Below are 16,842 nucleotides of genomic sequence, written 5' to 3' on the forward strand. Positions count from 1 at the left end.
CCTCCTCACAGCGCTTTTTTAAAACGCAGATGGCTTTGCGTATACCCTTCACGGAGATAGAAACGGTGGGCGTCGGGGCGGGCTTTGCCGCTGGAGAGCTCCACCATTTGCGCGCCGTGTTCGCGGGCTTCCTGCTCCGCCCATGCCAGCAGCGCCTGGCCGACGTGCAGGCCGCGTCTCTGCGGCAGCACCACCAGTTCCTGCACTTCCCCGATCCAGGCGTTGAAATTAAGCGGAAACTGCAACTGTAGCCCAATCAGCCCGACCGTCTCTCCCTCCACCTGCGCCAGCTGATAGCGCAGGGTTGGATTTTGCAGGTTCATGGCAAATCCGGCGGTGAAATGGCGGCGATCGTACGCTTTCTGCTTTAATTCGCAAATTAACGCATATACGGCATCGACGTCGTCCAGAGTCGGGGCCCGGAGTTCACAGGTAGGCATGTTGATTCTCTTGTCGGGCGTAGTGGCGGCGCAGCAGCGTGAGGAACTGGTCGACGGATTGCCCGAGGCTGCCGTTGTTGTTCAACGTCAGACAGTCGGAAGGGGCATAGCGCGCCGCACGCTCCAGGCGCAGGGCGATCTCCGCTTCGCTCTCTCGCCCGCGTTGTTGCAGGCGCTGGCGTAGCACCTCCGGCGTGACCTGCAGGCAGATGGGTAGCAGGGCGTCAGCGTAGCGCGCCCGGGCCTGCGGCAGATGGGCGCGGGAGCCATTGGCCACCACGTCAAAACCGGCGTGCAGCCACAGGTCAATTTCGATACCAATTCCGTAGTAATTGTTATTGGCATGCCAGCTCAGGGCGAACAGCTGGCGCTCGGCGCGGTTGAAAAACTCCTGCTTGCTGAGCGCAATATGATTTTCGCTGCCGGCGTTGAACGGGCGCGTAATATAGCGATGCGCCACCAGCAGCTGGGCATTTTCGCGCTGGCGTAAGGCCGCCAGCAGGCTATCTTTTCCGGAGCCTGAGGCACCCACCAGCCAAATCAATTTTCCGCTCATCAGAAGACCCTCTTTCCTTGACGCCAGACGTGGTCAATATGGACGTGTTCGCCGCGACGGTGCGCCAGCACCATATCGGCACGCTTACCTTCCGCGATCACCCCGCGGTCGTCTAATCCCAGAGCCTGGGCCGGATTTTTGCTGACCAGACGAATGGCCTGCGGCAGCGAGAAGGCGTTGTCGTGGTCGTCCGCGATGCGGAACGCCGCATCGAGCAGGCTGGCGGGATAATAGTCTGACGACAGAATATCGAGCAGGTTGCTGGCCGCCAGCTGATGGGCCGCGACGTTGCCGGAGTGCGAACCGCCGCGCACGATATTGGGGGCGCCCATCAATACGTTCATACCGTGGCGACGTGACGCCTCGGCGGCGGCTAACGTCGTGGGAAACTCGGCGATCACGCTGCCAAGCTGATGGGATTCGAGGACATGCTCCGCGGTGGCGTCGTCGTGGCTGGCGAGCGCAATACGGCGATCGCGACACAGCGCGGCGATGGACCGACGGTTGGCGTGGGACCAGGTTGCCGCCAGCGCGATCTGCTCTTCTTCATAGCGCAGCATCTGCTCATGAGTTAGCTGATATTTGCCCTGGTAATACTCGCGATACTTCTCGCGATTGGCGAACTGACGCTGACCGGGCGAGTGGTCCATCAGCGAAACCAGGGTGACGGGTTCACGGTCTACCAGCTTTTCAAACAGCGGCAGCGTGGTGTGGTGCGGCAGTTCACAGCGTAAATGCAGGCGATGTTCGGCGCGGTTGATGCCCCGTTTCTGCGTCTCCTCGATGGCGTTGATCATCTTTTCCAGATTCTCCAGGCGATCGCCGCCGTCGCGTACGTCGCCGATGGCGACCGCATCCAGAACGGTGGTGATACCGCTGGCGACCATCAGCGCATCGTGGCTGCTCATCGCCGAGTGGGCGGGCCAGTCGACTTTCGGGCGCGGAGTAAAGAATTTGTCCAGATTATCGGTATGCAGCTCAATCAGCCCGGGCAGCAGCCAGCCGTCTTCGCCGTCGAGCGCCTGCGGCAGCTGGCTCTGACTTTCGGCAAAGGCGTAAATGCTGCCCTCCTGCACTTCCAGCGACCCGTGCACCACTTCGTCTTCGAGAACCAGATTTACATTATTGATAATCATGCTGTTATTCCCATCGGGTGCAGTCGGTCGGCGACCTGATTGCGGACCGTTTCATCATGGAAAATGCCGACGATAGCCGCGCCGCGCGCTTTGGCTTCGTTAATCAGTTCCACTACGGCGGCGCTGTTTCTGGCGTCCAGCGAGGCGGTCGGCTCATCAAGCAGTAAAATCGGGTAGTCCACCGCGAAACCGCGGGCGATATTGACCCGCTGCTGTTCCCCGCCGGAAAATGTGGACGGCGCCAGATGCCATAACCGTTCCGGAACGTTCAGACGCGTCAGCAGGCGGGCAGCCTGCGAAGCGCAGGTATCGCGCGCAATGCCGAGGTCGAGCAGCGGTTGCATCACCACTTCGAGAGCCGAGATGCGCGGGATGACGCGCAGAAACTGGCTGACCCAGCCGATGGTGCGCTTGCGGACTTCCAGCACTTTACGCGGCGAGGCGTTGACCAGGTCAACCCATTCGTCGCCGTGGCGGATATGGATATGGCCGGTGTCCGGCAGGTAGTTGGCATACAGCGAACGCAGCAGGGTGGATTTGCCGCTGCCGGAATGGCCGTGCAGCACCACGCATTCGCCATTGCTGACCTCCAGAGAGGCATTCTGCAGCACCGGCAGACGCACGCCGTTTTGCTGGTGGAGTACAAAGGTCTTACTGACATTTTCAACGTGAATCATTTTGGCCTCGTGGTTTGGGTGCCGGGTGGCGGCTTCGCCTTACCCGGCCTACGGTGCTGTGTTCATTGGCCTTACCCGGCCTGTGGGCGCTGCGTTCGTGGGCCTAACCCGGCCTGGGGGCGCTGTGTTCATTGGCCTTACCCGGCCTGGGGCGCTGTGTTCACGGCCTTACCCGGCCTGTGGGCGCTGCGTTCGTGGGCCTAACCCGGCCTGGGGGCGCTGTGTTCACGGCCTTACCCGGCCTGTGGGCGCTGCGTTCGTGGGCCTAACCCGGCCTGGGGGCGCTGTGTTCATGGCCTTACCCGGCCTGTGGGCGCTGCGTTCGTGGGCCTAACCCGGCCTGGGGGCGCTGTGTTCATGGCCTTACCCGGTCTGGGGCGCTGTGTTCACGGCCTTACCCGGCCTGTGGGCGCTGCGTTCGTGGGCCTTACCCGGCCTGTGGGCGCTGTGTTCGTGGGCCTTACCCGGCCTGGGGGCGCTATGTTCATGGTCTTACCCGGCCTGTGGGCGCTGTGTTCATGGCCTTACCCGGCCTGGGGCGCTGTGTTCACGGCCTAACCCGGACTGGGGGGGCTGTGTTCGTAGGCCGGGTAAGCGCAGCGCCACCCGGCGACAGCAACCTCAGTTCTGCAATACCGATGACACCAGCAGCTGGGTATACGGATGATGAGGATCGTCCAGCACCCGGTCGGTTAAGCCACTTTCCACCACCTGACCCTGTTTCATGACCAGCAGACGATTAGCCAGCAGGCGCGCCACCCCCAGGTCGTGGGTGACAATCACCACCGCCAGGTTCAGCTCGACCACCAGGCCACGCAGCAGGTCGAGCAGACGCGCCTGCACCGAGACATCCAGACCGCCGGTCGGCTCGTCCATAAACACCAGCTTCGGCTGGGTCACAAGGTTGCGGGCGATTTGCAAACGCTGCTGCATACCGCCGGAAAACGTGGTGGGCAGATCGTCAATACGCGACGGCGGAATTTCGACATCGCTCAGCCACCGTTCGGCGGTGGCGCGGATATTTCCGTAGTGGCGTGCGCCGGTGGCCATCAGGCGCTCGCCGATATTGCCGCCCGCCGACACCTGGCGCCGCAGGCCGTCCATCGGATGCTGATGTACCACGCCCCATTCGGTGCGCAGCAGACGGCGGCGATCCGCTTCGCTCATCGCATACAGCGAGCGGTTTTCATACCGCACTTCACCTTCCTGCGGCGCCAGGCGCGCCGAGAGGGATTTCAGCAGAGTGGTTTTCCCCGAGCCGGACTCGCCCACGATGCCCAGCACTTCACCGGGCCACAGTTCAAAAGAGACGTCGCTGAAGCCTTTGCCCGGCGCATAAAGATGGGTCAGATGATTGACCGCGAGTAACGGATGGCTCATTTGTTCAGCGCCTCGCTCTGTTGGCGGCAATAGTCGGTATCGGAGCAGACAAACATCCGTTTGCCGCTGTCATCGAGTACCACTTCATCAAGGTAGCTGTGGCGAGACCCGCAAATGGCGCAGGGTTCATCCCACTCCTGGACGGTAAAGGGGTGGTCGTCGAAATCGAGGCTCTCCACCGGGGTAAACGGCGGCACGGCGTAAATACGCTTTTCCCGCCCGGCGCCGAACAGCTGTAGCGCGGGCATCATGTGCATTTTCGGGTTGTCGAATTTAGGGATAGGCGACGGGTCCATCACATAGCGGCCGTTCACTTTTACCGGGTAGGCATAGGTGGTGGCGATATGACCGAAGCGGGCAATGTCTTCATACAGTTTCACCTGCATCACGCCGTACTCTTCCAGTGCATGCATGGTACGGGTTTCGGTCTCGCGCGGCTCAATAAAGCGCAGCGGTTCCGGGATCGGCACCTGGAAGATCAGGATCTGATCTTCGGTGAGCGGCGTTTCCGGGATCCGGTGACGGGTCTGGATCAGCGTGGCATCGCAGGTTGCCTCGGTGGTCGCGACGCCGGTGACGCGCTTAAAAAACCGCCGTATCGACACCGCATTGGTGGTGTCATCGGCGCCCTGGTCAATCACCTTCAGCACGTCATGCTCACCGATGATACTGGCGGTCAGCTGAATACCGCCGGTGCCCCAGCCGTAGGGCATTGGCATTTCGCGGCCGCCGAACGGCACCTGGTAGCCGGGAATCGCCACCGCTTTGAGAATTGCCCGGCGGATCATGCGCTTGGTCTGCTCATCAAGATAAGCAAAGTTGTAGCCAGTGAGTGGGTTAGCCACGTTCGTTCTCCCGTTGCAGGCGTTTCAGCAGCGCCAGTTCGGCCTGGAAATCGACATAGTGGGGCAGCTTGAGATGCGAGACGAAACCGGCCGCCTCGACGTTATCGGCGTGGGCGAGGACAAACTCTTCATCCTGCGCTGGCCCGGCTATCTCCTCGCCGTAGTCCGGCGCCTGTAGCGCCCGGTCGACCAGCGCCATCGCCATCGCTTTGCGCTCGCTCAGGCCGAATACCAGGCCATAGCCGCGCGTAAAGTGCGGCGGTTCGCTTTCCGGCGCCACGAAACCGTTGACCATCTCGCATTCCGTCATCAGCAGTTCGCCGATATTGACCGTAAAACCCAGCTCTTCGGGGACGATCTCAATGGCGACGTAGCCGCTGCGAATCTCACCGGCAAAAGGATGGTTGCGGCCGTAGCCGCGCTGCGTGGAGTAGGCCAGCGCCAGCAGATAGCCTTCATCGCCGCGCACCAGCTGTTGCAGGCGTGACGAGCGAGAACAGGGATAGACCGGCGGATTGCGGGTGATGTCGTCGGGCCGGGCGTAGGACTCCTGTTCCGCTTTCGCCAGCCCCTGCTGCACCAGCAGGTTAAAAACGTGCGGTGTGGCTTCCGGCGGCCGTTCGGCGGTATTCAGCGGCGGCGTTTCGCCGTTGGCCAGCAGGGTGAAATCCAGCAGGCGGTGGGTGTAATCGTAGGTCGGGCCGAGCATCTGGCCGCCGGGAATATCCTTATAGACCGCCGAAATACGGCGTTCCAGGCGCATGCTGGCGGTATCGACAGGTTCGCTCACCGCCAGCCGCTGCAGGGTGGTGCGATACGCGCGCAGTAAAAAAATGGCTTCGACGTTGTCACCGCTGGCCTGTTTGAGCGCCAGCGCCGCCAGTTCACGATCGGCGATGCCGCCTTCGGTCATCACCCGATCGACCGCCAGGTGTAGCTGTTGGGTAATCTGTTCAATGCTCAGTTCGGGAAGCCGTCCATCGCCTCGTCGTTTATGTTCCTGTAAGGCGTGAGCGGCTTCGATCGCTCGCTCTCCGCCTTTGACGGCAACGTACATCAGCAAACCTCCACGTGGGTGGTGCGCGGGATAGCCAGCAGGCGCTCGCCGCAGGTGAGGATCAGGTCAATGCCCAGCGGGAACGGGTGCGGGCGTTCGGTCAGCTCATCAATGATGCAGTCCGGCAGCTGCGGGGCAATCATGCGCTCTTCAGCGATACCGGCCCCGGTCAGGCGCAGCATGCGCCCGCCGCTGAGGCTGGCGAGTTGGACAATCAGCGTGACGCCGGTTTCCGGCGCAGCGACGGTACCAGCGGACAGGACGTTAAGCTGTTCGCTGCTGATACGTTCATCGGTGACGGCGAAGACCGCCTGCTGCGGCAGTTCCACCAGCGGTGCGCCGGTATGAAAACGTAAGTTCTGGCCGACGAGGTCGTTATGCAGCGCCGATGAGAGCCAGACCGGCGTTTCGTGGTCCGCCAGTGTCAGCAGCAGGCTGGTGGAGGCGATATTCAACGGCTGCCAGCCGTGCTGGAGCTGCTGCAGGGCGACAATGACGCCCGGCTCGCTCATGGCTTTGAGCAGGCGACGAAAACTGTGCTGGGCATCCTGCACCGGTAGGGTAAAAGCGGTTTGTAAGGTCATGCGTTATCTCCGCGAACCAGAGTAAAGAAGTCCACCCGGCTGGCGTTGACTTCGGCGCGTCGGGCTTCAATGCGTGCGCTTCGTTGTGCTTCCAGCGGGGTAATCAGGGTTTCCATTAAGGTGTGAAAATGGTGGGGCGATTGCATCAGCGCGTCGATGGTGGCGCAGCGTTCGGCATGTGGTCGATCGCGACCGAGGATCCAGCTGTAGCCGATGGTGCCGTCGGCAAGGCGAATGGCGGCGCGGGTGAGGGTGGCGTCGCCGGCGAAGAAGCGATCGCCGATCCCGCCCATCCGTGCCTGCAGCTGCACCAGGCCGGTTTCCGGCGCGCGAATCAGTTCATAGTCCGGCGCCAGCTGCAGGGTCTGCATCCGTGCCAGCAGCTCCTCGGGTTCACTGTGGGCCAGCACGGACATCCAGCGCTGGCGGGTTGCGGTATCAAAGTGCATTCAGTGCTCCATGGTGAATTCAATCATGTCCGCCCGGGTCAGGCTGACGGAGTACTCCGTAGCCTGCGTTTCGCCCGCGCGGTGGTTCAGGGTTCTCACGCACAGCAGCGGCGCCATGTTGGGGATCCCGAGAATATTGCTCTCTTTAGCCTGGGCGCGACGGGCGCTGATTTTGGTGCGCGCGCGGGTCAGTTCGACATCCAGCCGTTGGCGCAGGAAATCGTGCAGTGAACCCTGGGTGAAAGTTTGCAGCGCTGGCCAGAAGCGCAGGTCGGTGAAGTAGTGGTCGATCAGGCACAGCGCGACGCCGTTGACGCGGCGCAGGGTCCGGAGATGAATGACGTTGTCGCCTTCATCAATGCCAAAGGCTTCGGCGACGTGGCTGCTGGCCGGGCGCAGTACCGACAGCAGCTTTTCGCTGGTCGGGTGGCTGCCTTGATCGAGCAGATTCTGGCTGAAGCGCGCCTGGGCATTGAGCGGATAGTCGATTGGGCGCATCAGCACCAGCACGCCAACCCCCTGACGACGCTGGACCCAGCCGCGTTCAACCAGCTGATCGATCGCCCGGCGCAGGGTATGGCGGTTGACTTCAAAACGCGTGGCCAGCTGTTGTTCAGCCGGAAGGTAGTCGCCGCAGCGGTAGTGATGGCGTAGCTCCTGCTCAAGTCTGGCGGCAATTTCCTGATACCGGGTTGGATAACTGGTCGGATGTCTGGATAAGTACATGTCAGTCAAGCCTCACTAAGCAGAAGAAGGGATTTCCCTCTGAGAGTGGCCCGATCCTGACGTGTTTTTGTTACATTCCGGTTAACACACAATGACCGGCGGATGAAGAGTTGGTGCCAGCTGAGTGACAGGGCGGGAGAACCCGCCCGGAGGGGGAAGTTTTACGCTTGTTTGACGACGTTCACCATCCACGGCACGCCAAAGCGGTCGATGGTTTTACCAAAGCCGTGGGCCCAGAAGGTTTCCTGCCAGTCCATCTCGACGCTCCCGCCGTCGGCGAGGCTATCGAACCAGCGCTTGCCCTCGGCCAGGTCCTGAGTATCGAGTACCAGGGTAAAGCCGGCGTAGCGATCGGTCTCGCCGCCCGGGCTGTCGCCGAGCATGAGCTCGCTACCCGCGACGCGCAGGCTGGCATGAGCGATACAGTCGGCGGATAAATGCTGGCCGGAAGGGCAGCCATCCTGGGCATCCTGGGCATTCTGCGGCATTTCGCCGTAGGTGATTTGGTGGACAAGTTCGGCGCCCAGCGTTTGCCGATAGAACGCTATCGCCGCTGCGCAGTTGCCGCTAAAGGTGATGTAAGGACTTAAGGGCATAACCATTACCTCAGGTAACGAAGACCCATTAAGTGTAGAAGGTGATGAGCCATCCAGACCAGGCGGTAGAGCCGGGTCTGGATGCTGCGACATGCGGGAAATAATCAGGCGGCACAGCGGAAATATATCCGTTCATTTATCCCGGCGGCCGTTTCAGGAGCGGGAAAATAAATCTCCGGTGCCGGGGAAATAGAATTAGTTCTTTTTGACGAACTCGGATTTCAACTTCATCGGACCAAAACCATCAATTTTACAGTCGATGTTATGATCGCCTTCCACCAGTCGGATATTCTTCACTTTGGTGCCGATTTTCAGCATTGAAGAGCTGCCTTTAACTTTGAGATCTTTTACTACGGTGACGCTGTCGCCGTCGGCGAGTAAATTACCGTTGGCATCTTTGACCACCAGCGCGTCGTTATCATCCGCAGGCTCGGCATTGTTCCATTCGTGGGCGCATTCCGGGCAGATAAACATGCCGCCGTCTTCATAAGTGTATTCAGAATGGCATTTTGGGCAGTGTGGCAGTTGCATGACGTTCCTCGCGATTACTGGGTAAAACAGGACGTTGGTCCATTAAATGGCGGCTGATAGCCGAAAGTGTAAGTGATTATAGCGCAATCCCGCACTTTTGTCGGGCCTTTTTTATGAGTTACCGCCGGGAAGAAATGAATATATCACGTGAAGAGTGACGGGGTTATTTGCATAAAAACCGCCAGATATTTCCGGAAATGTATTGCTAAGTTCCAATATTCATTGAACTTATTGGTTTTAGCCGACTCTGTTTAAGGGTAGGTAAATTTTTGTGAAGTTGATCCCAAATTTAAACGCTGTTAGGGTAAAAAGGCGAGAACGCAAATTCACTACACTTATTAGCGGCACCGCATATTCATTATGGCCAGAGCAGGCGTCAACAGGTTCGGTTGTACGGACTGTCAGCAGACAGTGCAGGCAAACCTGCTACGCTTGAAATGTGGAGCACAGCAATTCGCCGCTCCCAACGCATGACGCGAATGACCTTGTCATTCGGCGGAGATTCGTGCGCTCAAGGCGAGAGCAAAAGAGGATAATTATGCTTAAAAGGAAAAAAGTAAAACCCATCACGCTTCGGGATGTGACCATCATTGATGACAGCAAACTGAAGAAAGCGATTACCGCAGCATCGCTGGGTAATGCGATGGAGTGGTTCGATTTTGGTGTGTATGGTTTTGTGGCGTATGCCTTAGGTAAAGTCTTCTTCCCCGATGCCGATCCCAGCGTGCAGATGATTGCCGCGTTAGGGACCTTCTCCGTTCCGTTCTTAATCCGTCCGCTAGGTGGCCTGTTCTTCGGCATGCTGGGCGATAAATATGGTCGACAAAAGATACTGGCCATCACCATTGTCATCATGTCGATCAGTACCTTCTGTATCGGTCTGATTCCGTCTTACGCCTCGATTGGTATCTGGGCGCCGATTCTGCTGCTGCTGTGTAAAATGGCGCAGGGCTTCTCGGTGGGCGGCGAGTATACCGGTGCATCCATCTTTGTTGCGGAATACTCTCCCGACCGCAAGCGCGGCTTTATGGGGAGCTGGCTGGACTTTGGTTCGATAGCCGGCTTTGTCCTGGGCGCCGGCGTGGTGGTGCTGATTTCTAGCGTGGTGGGTGAAGAGAACTTCCTCAGCTGGGGATGGCGTTTACCGTTCTTCCTGGCCCTGCCGTTAGGGCTGATTGGTCTCTATCTTCGTCATGCGCTGGAAGAGACTCCGGCGTTCCAGCAGCACGTTGATACCCTTGAGCAGGGCGATCGTGAAGGGTTACAGGAAGGGCCAAAAGTCTCCTTTAAAGAGATTGCGACCAAACACTGGCGCAGCCTGCTGACCTGTATCGGTCTGGTGATTTCCACCAACGTGACCTACTACATGTTGCTCACCTACATGCCGAGCTACCTGTCGCATAACCTGCACTACTCGGAAGATCACGGGGTGCTGATTATTATTGCGATCATGGTCGGTATGCTGTTCGTCCAGCCGATTATCGGTATGCTCAGCGACCGATTCGGCCGTCGTCCGTTTATTCTGATCGGTAGCGTGGCGCTGTTTACCCTGTCGATTCCGGCCTTTATCATGATTAACAGCAACGTTATTGGCCTGATTTTCGCGGGTCTGCTGCTGCTGGCGGTGGTGCTCAACTGCTTCATCGGGGTGATGGCGTCCTCGCTGCCGGCGATGTTCCCGACCCATATTCGTTTTAGCGCCCTGGCCAGCGCCTTTAATATTTCGGTGCTGATTGCCGGTCTGACGCCGACTCTGGCGGCCTGGCTGGTGGAAACCTCGCAGAACCTGATGATGCCGGCTTACTATCTGATGGTCATTGCGGTTATCGGGCTGATGACCGGTCTGACGATGAAAGAGACGGCAAACCGCCCGCTGAAAGGGGCGACGCCTGCGGCTTCGGATATCCAGGAAGCGAAAGAAATTCTCGGCGAGCACTACGATAACATCGAACACAAAATCGAAGATCTCGATCAGGAGATTGCGGATTTGCAGGAAAAACGCTCCCGACTGGTGCAGCAGCACCCGCGTATTAACGAATAATCGGTTCTTGCGTTAACTCATGCCGCCGTGGGCTTCCCCGGCGGCATTTTTTATGCCCGTTTATGGCTGCGCGGGCGGCAGGCCCTGCCGGCGCTGCTGGCTGAGCTTACGATACTGCTGCGGCGGCATACCAACGTACTTGCTAAAGGTACTGTAGAAGCGGCTGCTGGAGCGAAAACCGGCGGTCAGGGCGATGTCGAGGATCGTCTTATCGGTGTCGCTGAGCAGGGCGCGCACGTGGTTGATGCGCATCGCGGTAATGTACTGCTTCATGGTTTGCTGCATCACCCGCTGGAAAATGCCCATTGCATAGTTGGGGTTCAGTTTGACATGCTCGGCAACGGCATCGACGGTCAGCGCCTGATCGTAGTGGGCGGCGATAAATTCCAGCATCTGGCTGACGTAAAACTGCGCATGCCGCGAGACGCTGTGTTTATGGGTGCGTGAGGTTTTATTGACCAGGATCGGCTGCCAGCCGGAAAGGCTAAAGCGCTTAAGCATCAGCGCGATTTCATCGATCGCCAGCTGGCGAATCTGTTCGTTGTCGTTGTTGAGCTCCTGCTGCCAGCGCTGGACTTCAAAGACGCTGAGCTGCTGGGCGGAGAGCGATTTAATCACCATGCCGTGGGTGACGTTATTGAACAGTTCGCGATCCAGCGGCCAGGATAAAAACAGATGCATCGGCAGATTAAAGATAGCCATTTGTCGGCAATTGCCGGGGCGAGTCAGCTGGTGCGGCGTACAGGCCCAGAACAGGGTGATATAGCCCTGTTTGATGAGCACCGCTTCATTGTTAATCAGATACTCCACATCGCCGTCGAACGGCACGTTGACCTCCACCTGGCCATGCCAGTGGCTGGTGGCCATCGCGTGGGGCGGGCGCAGCTCAATATCCATCCGCTGATATTCGGAATAGAGCGCCAGCGGGCTGCGGGTCTGTTTCTCGTCGCTGCTGCTCATATGCGGGTCGTGGCGCGAAGGCGGGCGGTTTTGTTCCATGACGGCGTGGGTTCCTGAATCATCACACTTGCTGGTTTTTTGCACCGGTATGCCGGTATCTTAGCGGATTAAACGGCCCGTTTTCTCTACTTTTTCGCCGATTTGTTCCCATAAACTCAGATTTCGTGTTGTCCCGCCGCCAATCTGAGTTTCCGGGAATGCTCCGTCGGGAAGAGGGCAGCGGGAAGCCGCGCGGACGTGCCACTCTGCAGGGGTTCAATGACCTGATGGAGAGAGCACTATGTCTGCCCCAAAAATTACGTTTATCGGCGCTGGCTCAACGGTTTTCGTCAAAAATATTCTCGGTGATGTTTTTCAGCGTCCGGCGTTGAAATCGGCGCACGTTGCGCTGATGGATATCGATGCGACCCGGCTGGAAGAGTCGCACATTGTGGTGCGTAAGCTGATGGATTCCGTCGGCGCCGACGGTGAAATTAGCTGCCATCGCGAGCAGAGAACTGCGCTGAAGGATGCGGATTTTGTGGTGGTGGCTTTTCAGATTGGCGGCTATCAGCCCTGTACCGTCACCGATTTTGAAGTCTGTAAGCTGCATGGCCTGGAACAAACCATTGCCGATACGCTCGGCCCGGGCGGGATTATGCGCGCATTACGCACCATTCCACACCTGTGGCGCATTTGCGAGGACATGACGGAAGTGTGCCCGCAGGCGACCATGCTGAACTACGTTAATCCGATGGCGATGAATACCTGGGCAATGTATGCGCGCTATCCGCATATTAAACAGGTGGGGTTGTGCCATTCGGTGCAGGGAACGGCGGAAGAACTGGCGCACGATCTCGATCTCGACCCGGCGGATTTGCGCTATCGCTGCGCGGGCATCAACCATATGGCGTTCTATCTGTCGCTGGAGAAAAAACGGGCCGACGGCAGCTACGTCAGCATTTATCCGGATATGCTGCAGGCCTTTGCCGACGGGCGGGCGCCGAAGCATCGGGAGAACTCGCGCTGCCAGAATATTGTTCGCTATGAGATGTTCAAAAAGCTGGGCTACTTCGTGACGGAGTCGTCAGAGCACTTCGCGGAATATACGCCGTGGTTTATCAAACCGGGGCGTGAAGATCTGATTGAACGCTATCAGGTGCCGCTGGACGAATATCCAAAACGCTGCGTGGAGCAGGTGGCCAACTGGCACAAAGAGCTGGAGCAGTATAAAACCCGCGAGCGGATTGAGATTAAGCCCTCCCGCGAGTATGCCAGCACCATCATCAACGCCCTCTGGACCGGTGAGCCGAGCGTCGTGTACGGTAACGTGCGCAACGAGGGGCTGATCGACAACCTGCCGCAAGGGTGCTGCGTGGAAGTGGCCTGTCTGGTGGATGCGAACGGCATTCAGCCCACCAAAGTCGGGAGGCTGCCTGCGCACCTGGCGGCGCTGATGCAGACCAATATTAACGTCCAGACTCTGCTGACCGAGGCCATTCTTACCGAGAACCGGGACTACATCTATTACGCCACGATGATGGATCCGCATACCTCTGCCGCGCTGGGCATCGAAGAGATTTATGCGCTGGTGGACGATTTGATTGCCAGCCACGGCGACTGGCTGCCGGAGTGGGTACATCGTTAGTCGGTTCTGTATGAGGCAGGGCGCCGCATTTCTGCCGGGCGGCGGCCAGCGCCTTGCCCGGCCTACCGGTTTTAGGCCATCAAAAGATGCCTGGTCTTTTGTTGACCCGCGCAGGCGGGCCATGGCAGAAGAGCCTGCTGTGCTACCGGCTTAACTATGCGCCAGAAAACGGGCCAGCTGCTGCTGCAGCAGCCGGTTTTCGCGGGTCAGCCGCGCATTCTCATCGAGCAGCGTTAACGCCACCGCGATACCCGGCCAGTCCAGCTCCAGCTCCCGACGCAGGCGCATCGCGCGGTGGACAATCATCACCGCGCTATCGTCGAACAACCAGACCTCCGTCAGCGGCTGGCGTGGTTCAATCACGCCCAGGCCGACGATCTCCCGCAGATCCTCTTCGGAAACGCCGGTATGCAGACAAAACTCCGTCATCGTAAAGGTCACTGCCATTTTAGCCATTATGCTTTCCCCCATGCTTGACGCGGCTCGAAGCCGGCCTCTGCATCGGCCAGCTGTTGCCAGAGCGCGCTGGCTTTCTCATTCGGTTTGGGCGGCATGACGATTTTAATCACGGCATATAAATCGCCGGTGGCCGTTTTGCTGGCCAGCCCTTTCCCTTTAATACGTAAACGCTGTCCCGCCTGGCTACCCGGCGGGATGGTCAGCAGGATGCTCTCTTTGAGCGTCGGGATGGTCACTTTGGCGCCAAGTGCCGCCTCCCACGGTGCGAGCGGCAGAACGATTTCCAGGTTATGGCCCACAATATCGAACAGCGGATGCGGCGCGATGTGGATAACCAGCCACAGATCGCCATTCGGTCCGCCGTTTTCTCCCGGCGTTCCCTGGCCTTTCAGGCGAATACGCTGCCCGTCGCTGACCCCGGCGGGAATTTTCACATTCAGGGTTTTCGGTGTTTCGCTTTCAACCATTCCGAAGACGTTATAGACCGGCAGTTTGTAGCTGATGGTGCGCGTCTGCTCGGCCAGTGTCTCTTCAAGGAACACCGCGACTTCAATTTCTAAATCATGGCCGCGGGCGGCATGCTGGCGGCGGGACTGGTGCGCCTGCTGACCAAACATCGACGAGAAGATGTCGTCAAAATCCTGCTGGCTGTAGCTTTGTTCGCGGGAGTGCTGCTGGCGGCCAAATTGCGGGTCGTTGCGGTGCTGCCAGAGCTGGTCATATTCGGCGCGGCGCTGTTCATCTTTCAGGACTTCCCAGGCTTCGGCGAGATCTTTAAATTGCGCTTCGGCATCGCTTTCTTTACTGACATCGGGGTGATATTTACGAGCCAGGCGGCGGTAGGCGGTCTTAATTGTTTTTAGATCGTCTGTTGGCTTAACCCCTAGAATGGCATAATAATCCTTTAATTCCATGGCGTTATCTCATTTGACTTGCTGCGGTGGTCACGACTTTCAGTCATAAGCTTAGGGCAAATGAGTGCCGGTAGGGAAGGAATCTGGCGGAAACTTGACGCCGTCGGGATTGACGGCGTCTGTCAGCGGCGGGCGCTTAGCTGGCCGGACGCGCCCGGCCGTTGCGACGAAGTCCTTCCAGCAGCACCAGCGCCGCGCCGAGGGCGCCGGCGATAAGCGGTAGCGCATCGGGTGCCTGCGGAAACAGGCGTACGACGGTGGGGTCGGTAACCCACATCGAGCCGGCTATCCAGCCGATAAGGGCGCCTCCCAGCAGGATAACAACCGGGAAGCGGTTAAGGATGGCCAGTACCAGCTTACTGCCTGCCACGATGATCGGAATACTGATCAATACGCCCAACGCGACCAGCAACAGGTGGCCTTTCCCGGCGGCGGCGACCGCCAGCACGTTATCCATCGACATAATAACATCGGCCACCGTGATGGTGACCGCGGTCCGCCACAGGCTGCCTGAGCTGCCGATCTCTTCATCTTCATCCTGATGGGCAACCAGCTTGATACCGATCCACAGCAGCAGGAGCGCCCCGACAATTTTCAGCCACGGCAGAGAGAGCAGGTAGACGGCAATGGCCAACAGCAGAACGCGGGCCAGAATGGCGCCGAAGGTGCCAATAATAATCGCTTTGGTACGCTGTTCGGGCGGCAGCTTGCGGCACGCCATGGCGATCACCACCGCATTGTCGCCGCCCAGCAGCAGATCGATTGCGATGATTTGTAGCAAAATAACAACAACATCCCACTGATTGAATAGCTCGTTCATGCCTGACTCATATCATGTTAAAAAAAGTATCCTCAAGGGAAAAACCGCAGCAAGCGTACCTCTGTTCTGGCGCATTGACCACTGCCCGGCAAAAGAGCGCTGGGGTTGCCCATGCGCGATATTGAAAAAAAAAGTTACGAATCAATGCATCGTGCCGGGATGATTCACCGGAAAAGGATGGTACTTTGTTTTGTCAGACCCACCTGCCGTTTACTCATCGCAAGGATTATCCTCATGGCTGGTACGAAAAAAATATTGATTGGCGCGTTGCTGGGCACCACGCTTCTTCCGGCTTTGGCCATTGCCGCGGAGGCGCCGGCAGCAACTTTTACCCCGGAGCAGGAAGCCCGCATTGGCAAAATTGCCGCGGATTACTTAGTCGCGCATCCGGAGGTGCTGCTGCAGGCGAGCCAGAAGCTTCAGCAGATTCAGCAGGAACAGCAGGCGAGCGCGGCAACTCAGGCCGTGATTAAAAACCAGGCTGCGCTGACCCAGGATAAAAATACCCCGACCTACGGACCGGCCAATGGCAAGGTGACCGTGATCGAATTCTTTGATTATCAGTGTATTTACTGTAGCCGTCTGGCGCCGGTGATGGAGCAGGTGATTAAAGAAAATCCGCAGACCCGGTTTGCGTTTAAAGAGTGGCCCATTTTCGGCAGTCGCTGGGAGACCTCGTTGACGGCGGCGAAGACTGGCCTGCAAATTTACCAGCAGAAGGGCGCGGAAGCTTACCTGACCTACCATAACGGGATTTACGCCACCGGGCATAACGAAGGGAAGCTGACGGCCGCGGATGTGCAGCAGCAGGCGAAGAAAGTGAATTTCGACGCGAAGAAAGCGCCGGATGTTGCGGCTGCCCTCGAGAGCACCAACCAGCTGGCGCAGGAGATTGGCTTAAGCGGAACGCCGGGCGTAATCGTGATGCCGACCACCGGCGCGACCGAAGCCACGATTACCGTCTTCCCGGGTCTGGCTGATAAAGACTCGCTGGATGCGGCGATTAAGAAGGCTGGCGGCAACTGAGTATTTATAGTCGGATTC

19 protein-coding genes are annotated in these 16,842 nt (G+C 58.6%); 3 read left to right on the forward strand and 16 right to left on the reverse strand.

Translation table 11 applies throughout. The annotated features are described in order from the left end of the window. Window positions 1–5 precede the first annotated feature (5 nt). The 12 genes from phnO to BV390_RS11490 form a co-directional block, all read right to left on the reverse strand. Window positions 6–440: an aminoalkylphosphonate N-acetyltransferase gene (gene phnO, locus BV390_RS11435; protein WP_032689895.1), complete on the reverse strand. Its 435-nt coding sequence runs from the start codon at window positions 438–440 to the stop codon at window positions 6–8. Continuing rightward, window positions 427–996 (reverse strand): ribose 1,5-bisphosphokinase, encoded by a 570-nt coding sequence (gene phnN / locus BV390_RS11440; protein ID WP_032697118.1) that lies wholly within the window; start codon window positions 994–996, stop codon window positions 427–429. Before phnN ends, phnO begins: the two co-directional genes overlap by 14 nt. Further along, window positions 996–2,132 (reverse strand): alpha-D-ribose 1-methylphosphonate 5-triphosphate diphosphatase, encoded by a 1,137-nt coding sequence (gene phnM, locus BV390_RS11445; protein ID WP_032697119.1) that lies wholly within the window; start codon window positions 2,130–2,132, stop codon window positions 996–998. The genes phnN and phnM overlap by 1 nt, the downstream gene beginning before the upstream one ends. Then, window positions 2,129–2,809 carry a phosphonate C-P lyase system protein PhnL gene (gene phnL, locus BV390_RS11450; protein WP_032689892.1) on the reverse strand — a complete coding sequence of 227 codons (681 nt, stop codon included), beginning with the start codon at window positions 2,807–2,809 and terminating at the stop codon, window positions 2,129–2,131. The genes phnM and phnL overlap by 4 nt, the downstream gene beginning before the upstream one ends. A gap of 621 nt (window positions 2,810–3,430) precedes the next feature. Continuing rightward, window positions 3,431–4,189, reverse strand: coding sequence for a phosphonate C-P lyase system protein PhnK (gene phnK / locus BV390_RS11455; protein ID WP_085396942.1), 759 nt, complete (start codon window positions 4,187–4,189; stop codon window positions 3,431–3,433). Further along, on the reverse strand, window positions 4,186–5,034 hold the full coding sequence (locus BV390_RS11460; RefSeq protein ID WP_085396943.1) for an alpha-D-ribose 1-methylphosphonate 5-phosphate C-P-lyase PhnJ: 849 nt from the start codon (window positions 5,032–5,034) through the stop codon (window positions 4,186–4,188). Before BV390_RS11460 ends, phnK begins: the two co-directional genes overlap by 4 nt. Then, a complete protein-coding gene (locus BV390_RS11465; RefSeq protein ID WP_085396944.1) occupies window positions 5,027–6,091 on the reverse strand; it encodes a carbon-phosphorus lyase complex subunit in 1,065 nt (354 codons plus the stop codon). Before BV390_RS11465 ends, BV390_RS11460 begins: the two co-directional genes overlap by 8 nt. Further along, window positions 6,091–6,675, reverse strand: a complete 585-nt coding sequence (gene phnH, locus BV390_RS11470) for a phosphonate C-P lyase system protein PhnH (RefSeq protein WP_004856589.1) — start codon at window positions 6,673–6,675, stop codon at window positions 6,091–6,093. The genes BV390_RS11465 and phnH overlap by 1 nt, the downstream gene beginning before the upstream one ends. Further along, on the reverse strand, window positions 6,672–7,124 hold the full coding sequence (gene phnG, locus BV390_RS11475; protein ID WP_032689889.1) for a phosphonate C-P lyase system protein PhnG: 453 nt from the start codon (window positions 7,122–7,124) through the stop codon (window positions 6,672–6,674). Before phnG ends, phnH begins: the two co-directional genes overlap by 4 nt. Beyond that, window positions 7,125–7,850, reverse strand: coding sequence for a phosphonate metabolism transcriptional regulator PhnF (gene phnF / locus BV390_RS11480; protein ID WP_032689888.1), 726 nt, complete (start codon window positions 7,848–7,850; stop codon window positions 7,125–7,127). A 161-nt stretch (window positions 7,851–8,011) separates the two neighbouring features. Next, window positions 8,012–8,446: a VOC family metalloprotein YjdN gene (gene yjdN / locus BV390_RS11485; RefSeq protein WP_032697124.1), complete on the reverse strand. Its 435-nt coding sequence runs from the start codon at window positions 8,444–8,446 to the stop codon at window positions 8,012–8,014. A 195-nt stretch (window positions 8,447–8,641) separates the two neighbouring features. Beyond that, window positions 8,642–8,977, reverse strand: coding sequence for a zinc ribbon domain-containing protein YjdM (locus BV390_RS11490; RefSeq protein ID WP_004097870.1), 336 nt, complete (start codon window positions 8,975–8,977; stop codon window positions 8,642–8,644). Between the two features lie 538 nt (window positions 8,978–9,515). Here BV390_RS11490 and proP point away from each other — a divergent pair. Continuing rightward, window positions 9,516–11,018, forward strand: coding sequence for a glycine betaine/L-proline transporter ProP (gene proP / locus BV390_RS11495; RefSeq protein WP_032689886.1), 1,503 nt, complete (start codon window positions 9,516–9,518; stop codon window positions 11,016–11,018). A gap of 60 nt (window positions 11,019–11,078) precedes the next feature. Here proP and melR read toward each other — a convergent pair whose 3' ends face one another. Beyond that, a complete protein-coding gene (gene melR / locus BV390_RS11500; protein ID WP_085396945.1) occupies window positions 11,079–12,017 on the reverse strand; it encodes a transcriptional regulator MelR in 939 nt (312 codons plus the stop codon). A gap of 241 nt (window positions 12,018–12,258) precedes the next feature. On the opposite strand from melR, the gene melA reads away from it, so the two are divergent. Further along, the gene (gene melA / locus BV390_RS11505) at window positions 12,259–13,605 is read left to right on the forward strand and encodes an alpha-glucosidase/alpha-galactosidase (protein ID WP_032689884.1); all 1,347 of its coding nucleotides are present in this window, start codon (window positions 12,259–12,261) and stop codon (window positions 13,603–13,605) included. Window positions 13,606–13,755: 150 nt separating this feature from the next. Here melA and cbpM read toward each other — a convergent pair whose 3' ends face one another. The 3 genes from cbpM to BV390_RS11520 form a co-directional block, all read right to left on the reverse strand. Then, complete coding sequence (gene cbpM, locus BV390_RS11510) at window positions 13,756–14,061, reverse strand: chaperone modulator CbpM (protein ID WP_032689883.1); 306 nt, start codon at window positions 14,059–14,061, stop codon at window positions 13,756–13,758. Beyond that, a complete protein-coding gene (cbpA, locus tag BV390_RS11515) occupies window positions 14,061–14,978 on the reverse strand; it encodes a curved DNA-binding protein (protein WP_032689882.1) in 918 nt (305 codons plus the stop codon). Before cbpA ends, cbpM begins: the two co-directional genes overlap by 1 nt. Before the next feature lie 136 nt (window positions 14,979–15,114). After that, complete coding sequence (locus BV390_RS11520; protein ID WP_085396946.1) at window positions 15,115–15,798, reverse strand: TerC family protein; 684 nt, start codon at window positions 15,796–15,798, stop codon at window positions 15,115–15,117. Window positions 15,799–16,032: 234 nt separating this feature from the next. Between BV390_RS11520 and BV390_RS11525 the strand changes: the two genes are divergently transcribed. Continuing rightward, the gene (locus tag BV390_RS11525; protein ID WP_032689879.1) at window positions 16,033–16,824 is read left to right on the forward strand and encodes a DsbA family protein; all 792 of its coding nucleotides are present in this window, start codon (window positions 16,033–16,035) and stop codon (window positions 16,822–16,824) included. Window positions 16,825–16,842: the final 18 nt, after the last annotated feature.

It is taken from the genome of Klebsiella sp. YJ, from assembly GCF_002108615.1.
Lineage (GTDB): Bacteria > Pseudomonadota > Gammaproteobacteria > Enterobacterales > Enterobacteriaceae > Klebsiella > Klebsiella planticola.

Excerpts from the sequence above, each read along its gene's own strand:
- melA (WP_032689884.1), top strand. The coding sequence starts at position 12,259 with ATGTCTGCCCCAAAAATTACGTTTATCGGCGCTGGCTCAACGGTTTTC.
- phnN (WP_032697118.1), bottom strand. The coding sequence starts at position 996 with ATGAGCGGAAAATTGATTTGGCTGGTGGGTGCCTCAGGCTCCGGAAAA.
- yjdN (WP_032697124.1), bottom strand. The coding sequence starts at position 8,446 with ATGCCCTTAAGTCCTTACATCACCTTTAGCGGCAACTGCGCAGCGGCG.
- phnO (WP_032689895.1), bottom strand. The coding sequence starts at position 440 with ATGCCTACCTGTGAACTCCGGGCCCCGACTCTGGACGACGTCGATGCC.
- phnH (WP_004856589.1), bottom strand. The coding sequence starts at position 6,675 with ATGACCTTACAAACCGCTTTTACCCTACCGGTGCAGGATGCCCAGCAC.
- phnG (WP_032689889.1), bottom strand. The coding sequence starts at position 7,124 with ATGCACTTTGATACCGCAACCCGCCAGCGCTGGATGTCCGTGCTGGCC.
- BV390_RS11465 (WP_085396944.1), bottom strand. The coding sequence starts at position 6,091 with ATGTACGTTGCCGTCAAAGGCGGAGAGCGAGCGATCGAAGCCGCTCAC.
- phnM (WP_032697119.1), bottom strand. The coding sequence starts at position 2,132 with ATGATTATCAATAATGTAAATCTGGTTCTCGAAGACGAAGTGGTGCAC.
- cbpM (WP_032689883.1), bottom strand. The coding sequence starts at position 14,061 with ATGGCTAAAATGGCAGTGACCTTTACGATGACGGAGTTTTGTCTGCAT.
- phnL (WP_032689892.1), bottom strand. The coding sequence starts at position 2,809 with ATGATTCACGTTGAAAATGTCAGTAAGACCTTTGTACTCCACCAGCAA.
- BV390_RS11525 (WP_032689879.1), top strand. The coding sequence starts at position 16,033 with ATGGCTGGTACGAAAAAAATATTGATTGGCGCGTTGCTGGGCACCACG.
- melR (WP_085396945.1), bottom strand. The coding sequence starts at position 12,017 with ATGGAACAAAACCGCCCGCCTTCGCGCCACGACCCGCATATGAGCAGC.
- cbpA (WP_032689882.1), bottom strand. The coding sequence starts at position 14,978 with ATGGAATTAAAGGATTATTATGCCATTCTAGGGGTTAAGCCAACAGAC.
- BV390_RS11520 (WP_085396946.1), bottom strand. The coding sequence starts at position 15,798 with ATGAACGAGCTATTCAATCAGTGGGATGTTGTTGTTATTTTGCTACAA.
- phnF (WP_032689888.1), bottom strand. The coding sequence starts at position 7,850 with ATGTACTTATCCAGACATCCGACCAGTTATCCAACCCGGTATCAGGAA.
- proP (WP_032689886.1), top strand. The coding sequence starts at position 9,516 with ATGCTTAAAAGGAAAAAAGTAAAACCCATCACGCTTCGGGATGTGACC.
- phnK (WP_085396942.1), bottom strand. The coding sequence starts at position 4,189 with ATGAGCCATCCGTTACTCGCGGTCAATCATCTGACCCATCTTTATGCG.
- BV390_RS11490 (WP_004097870.1), bottom strand. The coding sequence starts at position 8,977 with ATGCAACTGCCACACTGCCCAAAATGCCATTCTGAATACACTTATGAA.